Below are 11257 nucleotides of genomic sequence, written 5' to 3'. Positions count from 1 at the left end.
GTCAGATAGCCCGCATGGACCGAGCACAGGAAGGCGCAGATCTGGCCGAATTCTTCCGGCGTGCCGAGCCGCTTGGCCGGAACATCAGCGCTGATGCGGGTCTTGCGTGCAGCGGCTGCGGCAGGATCCTCGATGGTGCCGGCCTCGTGCGGGCCGCGCAGCCGGTCGGTGTCGAGTTTGCCCGGCAAAAGACTGTTGATGGTCACGTTGCGGTCGATCACCGTTCTGGCCACGCCGGCAAGGAACGAGGTCAGGCCGGCACGCGCGCCGGACGACAGGTCGAGGCCGGGAATGGGCACATAGACCGACAGCGATGTGATGTTGACGATGCGGCCGAAGCCGCGTGCCGCCATGCCGTCCAGCACGGCCTGCACGAGCTCGATCGGCGTCACCATATTCTGGGTGACGCCTTCGAGGATCTTTTCGCGATCGAGCGTGCGGAAATCGCGAAGCGGCGGGCCGCCATTGTTGTTGACCAGGATATCCGGCTCGGGACAGGCCGCGAGCAGCGCCTTCTGCACCTCCGGCTTCGAAACGTCGCCGACGACTTCCGTCACCGTGACGCCATATCGCTCGCGCAACTCCGCGGCGGTTTTCGCCACCAGTTCGGCGTTGCGCCCGTTGACCACGACATCGCAGCCGGCCTCGGCCAGCGCCATGGCGCAACCGCGCCCAAGTCCCTTGCTCGAAGCGCAGACGATGGCCTTCTTTCCGCGGATACCGAGATCCATGACGATTTCTCCTGTGATTTGGCCGGCAAGCTAGTCCTTCGGCTGGACCAATCGCAACCGTCATACGGTTGTTGCATGAATCGGGGCATAGGCTCGCGAAAGCAACGGTGAAATCGCGATGTCCGGCCAAGAGCCCCGCACTTTCCGCAGCATGTTCATATCCGACGTCCATCTGGGCTCGAAGGCGGCCAAGGCCGAGTTCCTGATCGATTTCCTTCGATATCACGATGCCGATATCATCTATCTGGTGGGCGACATCGTCGACGGCTGGCGGCTGCGGCGGAGCTGGCACTGGCCGCAAAGCCACAATGACGTCGTGCAGAAACTGCTGCGCAAGGCGCGCAAGGGCGCCAACATCACCTACATCGCCGGCAACCATGACGAGTTCGCCCGCCAGTTCCAGGGCGTGCATTTCGGCGGCATCGTCGTCGCCGACCGTGCCATCCACGAGACCGCCGACGGCAAGCGCCTGCTCGTCATCCATGGCGACCAGTTCGACACCGTGGTCCACAATGCGCGCTGGCTCGCCTATCTCGGTGATCACGCCTATGACGCGGCCATGCTGGTCAATCGCGTGGTGACGCGGCTGCGGCAACTGCTCGGCCTGCCGTATTGGTCGTTTTCGTCCTGGGCCAAGCACAACGTCAAGAAAGCGGTGAACTTCATCGGCTCGTTCCAGACCATGCTTGCGGATGAGGCGCGTCGTTCACACGTCGACGGCGTCATTTGCGGCCACATCCATCATGCCGTCATCGAGAATTTTGGCGATGTCCAGTACATCAACACCGGCGACTGGGTGGAAAGCTGCACGGCCGTGGTCGAGCATTTTGACGGCCGCATGGAAATCCTGACCTGGGCGCAGGTGCTGCCAGAAGCGCCGGACGAGCCCTTTGTCCCGTTGCTCATCGCGGACCGGGTAGGGCAGGCGGCATAGTCCGAAGTCTTTTTCGGGCTTCGGAATCGATCAATTAGTCCAACCGGTTTCGTCCGGTTTTCGTCCATGTTAAGGGATCGATACGCGTTGCCGTCCGGTCGAATACAGCGCGATTGGATCGATTCATGGCCCTGCCGCAGCTCTCGCCCGAACAACTCGTCAAGCCGCGCCATTTCGAACTGCGCATGAGCCTGATCTTCGCGACGCTGTACGTGCCGCTCGGAACGCATTTGCCTTATTTTCCACTGTGGCTGCAGGCCAAGGGTTTTCACGCCGAGCAGATCGCCGTCATTCTGGCGGCGCCGATGTTCCTGCGCGTGGTGACGACGCCGTTACTGACCGCGTTGGCCGACCGTGCCAGGGACCGCGCCGATGTCTATGTCGCGCTGATGGCTGCATCACTGCTCCTGTCGGCAGGCTATTTCCTGCCATCGACCTATGCGATGGTGCTGGCGGTCTCACTGGCGCTGACCATTGTCTGGACGCCGCATTCGCCGATCGCCGATTCGCTGGCGCTTTCGGGTGTCCGCCGCTTCGGTTCGAACTACACAAGCATGCGCAAATGGGGCTCGATCTCCTATCTCTGCGCCAATGTCGCCGGCGGCTTCATTCTGTCGGCAACCGGCTCGCAGGCCGTTCCGGTTATCATTCTGGCGGCGTTTGCCGCGGCCCTTGCCGCCGGCCTGCTGGCGCCGCGTCTAGGCCGTCCGCGGCGCGCCTCACCGCTGTCGGCCACTGATATCCAGCATTCGGCGCCGAAGCTTCTCAACCCGTATTTCCTGTATTTTTCCGTCGGTGTCGGCGTCATCACCGCCAGCCACGCATTCCTCTACGGTTTCGTCTCCATCTACTGGAAATCGATCGGCCTCAGCGATTCGGTTGTCGGTCTCTTATGGGCTTGGGGCGTGGTGTCGGAAGTCTGCATGTTCATGATGTTCACCCGCTTTTTTGACCGGTTCTCCGTCGTGTCGATCATGGTGATGGCGGGGATCGGCTCCATCGTGCGCTGGATCGCCTTTCCGCTGGTCTGGCCGCTCGGCCTCGGCATTCCCGGTTTCTTCGGTGTCCAGTCGCTGCACTCGGTCTCGGTGGCGCTTGGGCTGATCGGCCTGCAGAAGATGATCGGCGAAACCGTCTCCGAGGAGCGGACAGGTGCCGCGCAAGGCATTGCCTATTTCTCCAACGGCTTCTTCATGGCGGTGGTGACGCTGGCGTCCGGCCCGCTCTACGACCATCTCGGCGTGGACGGCTTCTTTGCCATGATCCCGATCGCCTTGATCGGCCTCGTGCTGATCGGCCTTGCAGCGCGCTCAGCCCCACAGCGCCACTTCGGGCGGTGACACCAGCGATCCCTGGTAGACAAGGCCCGGTACCCGGTCGCGGGCAAGCAGCAGCGGACCGTCGAGGTCGACGAAATCGGCATGCTGGGCAAGCAGCACCGCCGGCGCCATCGCCAATGACGTGCCGACCATGCAGCCGACCATCACGCCGAAACCGAGTTCGCGGGCGCGATCGCGCAGCACCAGTGCCGCAGTCAGGCCCCCCGACTTGTCGAGCTTGATGTTGACGGCATCGTAGAGACCGACAAGCGCTTCGAGATTCTCAGCCTCGTGCACGCTTTCATCGGCGCAGATCGGCACGGGATGGGCGATATGGCGCAGGATTTCGTCATGACCGGCCGGCAGCGGCTGCTCGATCAGCGCGATGCCTTGTTCGGCGGCAAAGGCGAGGTTCGCAACGATGTTGTCGTCGCTCCAGCCCTCATTGGCGTCGAGGATGATGCGGCTGTCTGGCGCTGCCTGCCTGACCGCGCGGATGCGGGCGATGTCGTTGTCGCCGCCGATCTTGACCTTGAGCAGCGGCCGCGCCGCATTGGCGCGAGCCTTCGCCGCCATCGCCTCCGGCTCGCCCAGCGACAGCGTGTAGGCGGTTTCGAGCGCCTGCAAGGGAAGAGCACCTATCGCGACTGCTACCGAGGTTCCGCTGAGCTTTGCCTCCAGGTCCCACAGGGCGCAGTCTATGGCGTTGCGGGCGGCTCCGGCCGGCATAGCATCGAGCAAGGCGGTCCGGCTGATGCCACCGGCGATCCGGCCGCGCATGGCCTCGATCGCGTCGCGCACGCCCTCCATGGTCTCGCCATAGCGCTTGTAGGGGACGCATTCGCCGCGGCCGAGGTGGCCGCCCTCGCCGATCGTGCAGGAGATCACCTCGGCTTCGGTCTTGGAACCTCGCGAAATGGTGAAGGTTCCGGCGATGGGAAAACGCTCGGCCTCGACCGAAATGACACGCGCCATATTTTTCTGCTCCTGCTGTGCGACAAGCGTTGTCGGCAAATCGACAGGTCAGACCCGTCAGGCTAAACAGGACGCCATGTTGACCATCGGCAAGCGCGACGCAAGCGGCACGACCGCAGGGGAGGCTGACCACGAACCGCGCGTGGCGATCGGCGAGGAGGATGGCGTTCTTGGCTGCGCTTTCTCCGGAATCTGGACCACAAGGACCGTCGCGCTCATCGACGCCGACATGCGCAAGATCGAAAAGCGAAGCGGCTTCAAAACCTTGGCGCTCGATGTTTCCAAGATCGAGAAGATGGACACCGCCGGCGCCTGGCTGATCGACCGGCTGGTCAGCGCCTTCGAGAAGAAGGGCGTCGAGATCCAGATGCAAGGCCAGAGCGAGATCGCTTCGATCCTGCTCGAAGCTGTCGGCGAGGCCGTGCGGCGCGAACCCGAATCCGGCCCGGCGCGGCCGCCCAACATCGTCATTCGCGCGCTTGAGGCGGTCGGCCGCCGCGTCTACGAGATGCGCGACGATTTTCTCGCTTCGATGAACATCCTCGGCGCCACCATCCGTGGCGCGCAGATGAAGCTCGGCCGTGGCCATGCCGTCAACCCGGCGGCGATTTTCAACCAGATCGACCGCATGGGCGTCGGCGCCATTCCGGTGGTGGTGCTGATGTCGGCGATCGTCGGCGCCATCGTTGCCCAGCAAGGCGCCTATCAGCTCAGCTATTTCGGCGCCGATATCTTCGTCGTCGACCTGGTCGGCGTGCTGATCCTGCGCGAACTCGGCGTGCTGATGACGGCGATCATGATCGCCGGCCGCTCCGGCAGCGCGATCACCGCCGAGATCGGCTCGATGAAGATGCGCGAGGAGGTCGACGCGCTGAAGGTCATCGGGCTCAACCCGATCGGCGTCCTGGTCTTTCCGCGGCTCGTGGCGCTGGTCATCGCCTTGCCATGCCTGACCATCATCGCCAATTTCGCCGCACTCGGCGGCGGCATACTGGCTGCCTGGCTCTATTCCGACATCCCGCCCGCCGCCTTCATCGACCGGTTGCGCGTCGCCATCGATCTCAGCACCATCTTTGCCGGCCTGATCAAGGCGCCGTTCATGGCCATGATCATCGGCACGATTGCCTCGGTCGAAGGCATGAAGGTCGGCGGCAGCGCCGAATCGCTCGGCCAGCATGTTACCGCTTCGGTTGTGAAGTCGATCTTCGTCGTCATCATCCTCGACGGACTTTTTGCCATGTTCTACGCAGCGATCGAGTTCTGAGATGAACCTGCGAAACAGGAAAAGGGCGGGCGCATTGGCGGATGAGGCGGGTGAGGGCGACATCGTGCTATCCGCGCACGACATCAGCGTGTCCTTCGCCGACAAGCTTATCCTCGACAGACTGTCGCTCGACATAAGGCGCGGCGAAATCCTTGGATTTGTCGGCGCCTCGGGTGCTGGTAAATCCGTTCTGCTGCGCACCATTCTCGGCCTGACGCGCAAGCAGTCGGGTACGATCAAGCTGTTCGGCGTCGATGTCGAGAAAGCTGATGATGCCGAGCGTCTGCGCATCGACATGCGACTTGGCGTGCTGTTCCAGCACGGCGCGTTGTTCTCGGCGCTGACAGTGCAGGAAAACGTCCAGGTGCCGATGCGCGAATATCTCGACCTGCCGCGAAAGCTGATGGACGAACTGGCGATGCTCAAGATCGAGCTGGTCGGGCTGCCGCCCGATGCAGCGCAGAAATTCCCGTCCGAACTGTCCGGCGGCATGATCAAGCGCGCCGCGCTGGCCCGGGCGCTGGCGCTCGATCCCGACATCGTCTTCCTCGACGAGCCGACATCGGGCCTCGATCCGATCAGCGCGGCGGAGTTCGACGAGCTGGTGGTCAAGCTGCGCGATACGATGGATTTGACTGTCTACATGGTCACGCACGATCTCGACACGCTGTTCACCGCTTGCGACCGGGTGGCCGTGCTCGGCAAGAAGAAAGTGCTGGTCGAAGGCACCATCGACGACATGCTGAAGAGCGAGGAACCGTGGGTAAAGTCCTATTTCCGCGGAAAACGCGCCCGGCAACTTGATCTTGCGGCGCGCGCATAGCCATAAGTGGGACAATGGAAACCAGAGCCAACTACGTCATTGTCGGCATCTTCACGCTGGCCGCGATCCTGGCGGCGTTTGCCTTCGTCTACTGGACGGCGGCCATCGGCGACAAGGGCGAGACGACGTTGCTGCGCGTGCGCATTCCGGGCTCTGCGTCCGGGCTTGGCCGCGGCAGTTTCGTGCTGTTCAACGGCGTCAAGGTCGGCGACGTCAAGCGCGTCTATATCGACGTCGACAATCCGACGGTTGCCATCGCCGATACCGAGATCGACCGCATGACGCCGATCACCAAATCGACGCAAGCCGATATCGGGCTTGCCGGCCTGACCGGGCAGGCCAACATCGAGCTCAAGGGCGCCGACCCCAAGGAAGTGAAACTCCTCGACCAGGCGGAAAAGGAAGGCAAGGTCGCCGAGATCGTCGCCAACCCGTCGGCGGTGACCAACCTCTTGCAGACGGCGCAGAATATCTTCACCCGCGCCGACAAGGTGCTGACCGAGCTCGAAGGCTTCACCAGGGACGTTCGCGGGCCGCTGACGCAGACCGTCCAGAATGTTCAGACCTTCTCCGATGCGCTGGCCAAGAATTCGGATGGCATCGACAAATTCCTGTCCGCCGCCAGCACGCTGGCGGATGAGCTTAAAGGCGTTTCCGGCAAACTCGACGGCACGCTGAAAGCAGCCGAAGGCCTTCTCAACGCCGTCGACAAGGACAAGATCAAGAGCATCGTCGCCAATGTCGACGCGGTAACCGGTAACCTCAAGGAGACGTCGAAGCAGCTCGACGGCGTGATCAAGAACGTCGATACAGCCGTGGGATCGGTCAACGACTTCGCCAAACGGACGCAAGGCACGCTGGCCAAGGTCGACAACGTGATCGACGGTATCGATCCCGCACAAGTGCGCTCGGCGCTCGCCAACATCCAAAAGGCCAGCGAGAGCGCCGACAAGGCCGCCGCCGATATCGCTGAGGTGACCCACAAGTTCGCCAACCGGGCCGACGACATCGACCAGACGATCAAGGACGCAAAGCAGCTCGCGCAACGGCTCAACGATGCCTCGGTGCGGGTCGATGGCATTCTTGCCAGGGTCGATACCTTGCTCGGGTCGGGGCAGGCCGATGGCGTGATGGCGGATGCCAGGGCGACGCTGAAGTCGTTCAAGCAGGTTGCCGACACGCTGAATGCCCGCCTTGGCGTCATCACCGACAATCTGGCGCGCTTCTCGGGACAGGGACTTTCGAATGTCGAGGCCTTGGTGCAGGACAGCCGCCGTTCGATCAGCCGCATCGAAGAGGCGGTGACCGATCTCAGCCGCAATCCGCAGCGCATCCTTTCGGGTGGCGACGGCGAGGTTCGGCAATTCGATGGCAGGGCGCGGCGTTGACTTCGGCGACGGCGCGCCCCAGAAACATGAGCCGCGAAAGCGGGTCGATCTTACGATCCGGGGACAACGGGGATCGCGCGTGAAGTCTGTGTGGGTGAAAACGGGCGGGTTGACATCGGCTGCGGCACTGCTTGCCCTGACGCTGGCCGGCTGCGCGGCGTTGGGCGGCAAGCCCGCGCCGCTCGATACGTTCGAGCTGTCGGCGCCGTCGATCGACGCGCATGGCCATAGCCGCCGCCAGATCCTGATCGCGCAGCCGTCGGCGCTCAAGGCGCTGGACAGCCAGAACATCGTCATCAAACCGTCGGATCGCTCGATCCAGTATCTTAAGGGCGCGCAATGGGCCGACCGGCTGCCGCTGATCGTGCAGGCGCGGCTGGCCGAGACCTTCCAGCGCTCGGGCAGCTTTGCCGGCGTCGGCAAGCCGGGCGAGGGCCTGGCGATCGACTATCAGGTGATCGTCGAAATCCGGTCCTTCGAGGTGCGTGTCGACGGCGGCGAACATGCCGAGGTCGATCTGTTCGTGCGGATCCTGAACGATCGCAACGGCGAGGTCCGTGCCTCCAAGAGCTTCACCGCAGCCGCACCCGTCTCGGGCAGCGGCAATCCTGCCTATGTCAGCGCGCTCGACAAGGCGTTCGGCGACGCCGCCGGGCAAATCGTGCGCTGGACGGATTCGGTGATCTGAGCCGGCCGAGCTTTCAAAGCGATCGTGCGTCGCGTTGAAACCACGTCGCACAGCGCATCGACTAAAGATCTTTGGTTTGCGCCGCCCCTCATTGCCCTGCCGGGCATTTCTCCCCGTATAGTGACGGGGAGAAAGACGTTGTCGCCGAAGATTTCGCCAATCGCCAACGTTGCTGAATGGGCGCCGGGAGTGCGGCCATCTCCTTCTCCCCGTCACTATATGGGGAGAAGGTGCCGGCAGGCGGATGAGGGGCGGCGCCGACCGATTGTGATCCTCGTCGCCCGCTCAGTGCAGGCGGCCGCTCGCATGGGCCAGCATGGTGTAGACCTTGCCGGTGTCCGACGTCAGGTAGGTCTGCGCCATGATGTTGTCGCGGTCGTTGCGCGAGACATCCTTGAGCAGCTTCTCGAAATCGTCGCAGTAGCGGTCGACAGCGGCGCGGAACTCGGCTTCCGCCTGATACTTGCGACGGATCTCGTCGAACGTCTGCTGTCCCTTCAACGTGTAGAGCCGCCTTGTGAACACGTCACGCTCGCCACGCCGGTAGCGGTTCCACAGCTCGATCGAAGCCTCGTGGTCGATGGCACGCGCGATATCGACGGAGAGCGAGTTCAGCGATTCCACGACATGCAGGGGCGAGCGCTGGGCAGGGGTAGCGCGCTGCGCTTCCACGGGGGCCGTAGGGGCTGCCGACCTGAGGTCCTCATCGTTCGATGCCGCGGTCAGCAGATCCCGCACCCATCCGCCCTGGGGCGTGCGGGCGCTGGCATCGCCGCGCGGACGCGGTGCCGCCTCGGCAGGACGCTCAAGGTCGAGCGTGCCGCGCAATGCAGGGCCGCCCAAGGGCGCCTGAGGCGTGCGCAGGTCCGGCTGCGGTGCCGGTGCGCGGCGCGGCGGCTCGGCAGCGCGTGCGGCCGGCGCTTGCGGCGCCGGACGCAGGTTGCGTGGTTCGGACCCGTCACCGCCGCGGCCGGACTTGGCCACGATGTCCGAAAGCTCCTTCAGGGCGTTGATCTGCTCGGAAACGGCGCGGCGGATGGCCGAGGTCGATTCCTTTGCCTCTTCGGGCATTTCGATGACGCCCTTCTTGAGCTCGGCCCGGGTCAGGTCGAGTTCGCTCTTGATCGAGCCGGCGGTGCGCCGCATCTCCTCGGTGGCATCGGCAAAGCGCTTGGTTGCCGAATCGACGACGTCGGTGATGGCGTTGCGGATCTTGTCGGCCGACTCCATCGTCTTGCCTTCGGCGTTCTGCAGCGTCTGGCCGACGAGATTTTCGAACGAGCGCATGACCCTTTCGAGATCTTCCGACTTCTTGACCAGGCCGACAGCGAGGTCTTCGAGCGACGATTGCCGTTCGAGCGTGTGTTCGAGATTGCTCTGGGCCGAGCTCAGCAGGTCCGAAGCGCTGGACAGCAGGCGGCTGTGTTCGTCGAACTTGGTGGCGATCGACGCCACCTCGCGCAAGGTGGACGACGACAGTTCCGTCAGCCTCGTCGTGTTCGAATCGACCAGACGTGCCGAGCTGGCGAAGGTCTGCGCGGCTTTTTCCGTGGTGGCGGCGAAGCTTTGCGTGCTGCCGCTCAGGCGTTCATCGACCTGGCCGAGATTGACCGCGGCCTGATCGATCAGCTGGCCGAGCTGCGAGCTGGACTTGGTCATGCGGCCGATGAGATCAGCGACGCTGTCGGACAGCGACGAGCGGGCGCCTTCGACCGCCGACAAGGTTTCGGCGGTGCGGCTGGCGAGCGCGTCGACAAGCGCGGCATTCTCGCTGCGCAGCTTCTCGGTGGCGCGTTCGGTGACCTCTTCCATGCTCTTTTGCAGGTCCGAGCCGCCCTGGGCGAAGCGCTCGACCAGGGGCCGTGCGGTTTCGTCGAGGATCTTCGACATTTCGGCCGAACGTGCGGCGAGCATGGTGTTGAGTTCGCGGGTGTTGGCGCCGATCGTCTTGGCGGCATCGTTGGTGCTTTGGCCGATATGCTGGCCAACCGCGGTGAAGGTCTCGGCGATCACATTGGCGCGCGAGACGAGTTGCGCCTCGGCATTCGACACCTGTTCGTTGAGCTTCTGGCCCATCGTCTCGGCTGTGAAGGCGAGGCGGTTCTCGACGCCTGAGACCTGCTCTTCGACACGGGCTGCCGCGGCCGCGGCACTCGACGCGAAACGCTCGTCCGCACCGGCAAGCGCCTGCTCGATTTCGCGGGCGTGCACGGCCATCTCCTGGCCGGTCCGCCTTGCGCGTTCGGCAACCCGTTGCTCGGTATCGGCAAAGGCACCGACGATCGTCTCGGCATGCTCGCCGATCGTGGAGGTGCTGCTGGCGATGCGCGACACCAGACGCTGATCCGCCTCGTCGAAGATACGGCCGATTTCCGAGGCACGGCTCGACAGCGCTTCCGAACCTTCGGCGATGCGCGAGACGAGTTGCTGGTCGGCGGCATCGAAAATGCGGCCAAGGTCCGACGCGCGTGCGGCAAGCGCTTCGGCCGATTCGCCGATGCGCATGCCGAGCCGCTGGTCGGCGCCTTCGAAGTTGCGCAGGATGTCGCCGGCACGCGCGGCCAGCGACTGGGCGGTCTCGATAGCGCGGGCAACCAGCTTCTGGTCGGCCGCATCGAACGTGCCGGCAATCTCGCTTGCACGGGCGGCCAGATGATCCGCGGTGTCCTGGGCCCGGGCAGTCAGCTGATCGGCGGCTTCCTGGGCACGGGCGGCCAGCTTCTGATCCGCGGCGTCGAAGGTGCCGGCGATCTCGCTTGCGCGAGCGGCCAGCTGATCGGCGGTTTCATGCGCGCGGGCCAGCAGCGAGCTGGACGTATCGTCGGCACGGGCAAGCAAGGCGTTGGACGTGTCTTCGGCGCGAGCGTGGAGGCGACGGTCTGCATCCTCGAAGGTGCGGGCGATGTCTTCGGCCCGCGCCAGCAGGGCGGCGGACGTCTGCTCGGCGCGCTCGGCGATCTTGCGGTCGGCGTCGCTGAAAGCGGCACCGGCCTGCTCGTGCAGGGTGCTGGTGACTTCCAGCACCTTTTCGCGCAGGGCGCCGGCGACAAACACGGCGCTCTTCTCGAGCACGGCGCGGACGTTGTCTACGCCTGTCGAGAGCGCACGCTCCATGGTGCCGGCACGCTCCTCGAT

At 64.2% G+C, this 11257-nt stretch carries 8 protein-coding genes and 1 pseudogene; 6 read left to right on the top strand and 3 right to left on the bottom strand.

From position 1 onward, the window contains the following. Nucleotides 1–731, bottom strand: a 731-nt coding sequence (locus tag EN964_RS11565; protein WP_164775785.1) for an SDR family oxidoreductase, incomplete at its 3' end; no start/stop codon positions are given. 151 nt (nucleotides 732–882) lie between these two features. On the opposite strand from EN964_RS11565, the gene EN964_RS11560 reads away from it, so the two are divergent. Further along, nucleotides 883–1665: a UDP-2,3-diacylglucosamine diphosphatase gene (locus EN964_RS11560; RefSeq protein WP_164748893.1), complete on the top strand. Its 783-nt coding sequence runs from the start codon at nucleotides 883–885 to the stop codon at nucleotides 1663–1665. Between the two features lie 125 nt (nucleotides 1666–1790). Then, nucleotides 1791–3005, top strand: coding sequence for an MFS transporter (locus tag EN964_RS11555; protein ID WP_127272350.1), 1215 nt, complete (start codon nucleotides 1791–1793; stop codon nucleotides 3003–3005). Here the strand turns inward: EN964_RS11555 and dgcA are convergent. Further along, on the bottom strand, nucleotides 2976–3959 hold the full coding sequence (dgcA, locus tag EN964_RS11550) for an N-acetyl-D-Glu racemase DgcA (RefSeq protein ID WP_127276371.1): 984 nt from the start codon (nucleotides 3957–3959) through the stop codon (nucleotides 2976–2978). The two genes, EN964_RS11555 and dgcA, sit on opposite strands and share 30 nt — an antisense overlap. 76 nt (nucleotides 3960–4035) lie before the next feature. Here dgcA and EN964_RS11545 point away from each other — a divergent pair, with 76 nt between their 5' ends. The 4 genes from EN964_RS11545 to EN964_RS11530 are packed head-to-tail and all read left to right on the top strand — an operon-like array spanning nucleotide 4036 to nucleotide 8122. Next, on the top strand, nucleotides 4036–5223 hold the full coding sequence (locus EN964_RS11545) for an ABC transporter permease (RefSeq protein ID WP_023810578.1): 1188 nt from the start codon (nucleotides 4036–4038) through the stop codon (nucleotides 5221–5223). A gap of 1 nt (nucleotide 5224) precedes the next feature. Beyond that, on the top strand, nucleotides 5225–6046 hold the full coding sequence (locus EN964_RS11540; protein WP_127276369.1) for an ABC transporter ATP-binding protein: 822 nt from the start codon (nucleotides 5225–5227) through the stop codon (nucleotides 6044–6046). A gap of 14 nt (nucleotides 6047–6060) precedes the next feature. Further along, a complete protein-coding gene (locus tag EN964_RS11535) occupies nucleotides 6061–7434 on the top strand; it encodes an MlaD family protein (protein ID WP_127272353.1) in 1374 nt (457 codons plus the stop codon). After that, on the top strand, nucleotides 7415–8122 hold the full coding sequence (locus EN964_RS11530) for an ABC-type transport auxiliary lipoprotein family protein (RefSeq protein WP_127271479.1): 708 nt from the start codon (nucleotides 7415–7417) through the stop codon (nucleotides 8120–8122). Before EN964_RS11535 ends, EN964_RS11530 begins: the two co-directional genes overlap by 20 nt. Nucleotides 8123–8407: 285 nt before the next feature. Here the strand turns inward: EN964_RS11530 and EN964_RS11520 are convergent. Beyond that, a pseudogene (locus EN964_RS11520) lies at nucleotides 8408–11257 on the bottom strand (kinesin); the annotation flags it as partial.

This window comes from Mesorhizobium sp. M7A.F.Ca.CA.001.10.2.1 (genome assembly GCF_003998575.1).
GTDB lineage: Bacteria > Pseudomonadota > Alphaproteobacteria > Rhizobiales > Rhizobiaceae > Mesorhizobium.
The sequence above is the reverse complement of the archived record's forward strand: the minus strand, read 5'-3'. Positions and strand labels throughout refer to the sequence as shown.

Excerpts from the sequence above, each read along its gene's own strand:
- EN964_RS11560 (WP_164748893.1), top strand. The coding sequence starts at position 883 with ATGTTCATATCCGACGTCCATCTGGGCTCGAAGGCGGCCAAGGCCGAG.
- EN964_RS11555 (WP_127272350.1), top strand. The coding sequence starts at position 1,791 with ATGGCCCTGCCGCAGCTCTCGCCCGAACAACTCGTCAAGCCGCGCCAT.
- dgcA (WP_127276371.1), bottom strand. The coding sequence starts at position 3,959 with ATGGCGCGTGTCATTTCGGTCGAGGCCGAGCGTTTTCCCATCGCCGGA.
- EN964_RS11545 (WP_023810578.1), top strand. The coding sequence starts at position 4,036 with ATGTTGACCATCGGCAAGCGCGACGCAAGCGGCACGACCGCAGGGGAG.
- EN964_RS11540 (WP_127276369.1), top strand. The coding sequence starts at position 5,225 with ATGAACCTGCGAAACAGGAAAAGGGCGGGCGCATTGGCGGATGAGGCG.
- EN964_RS11535 (WP_127272353.1), top strand. The coding sequence starts at position 6,061 with ATGGAAACCAGAGCCAACTACGTCATTGTCGGCATCTTCACGCTGGCC.
- EN964_RS11530 (WP_127271479.1), top strand. The coding sequence starts at position 7,415 with ATGGCAGGGCGCGGCGTTGACTTCGGCGACGGCGCGCCCCAGAAACAT.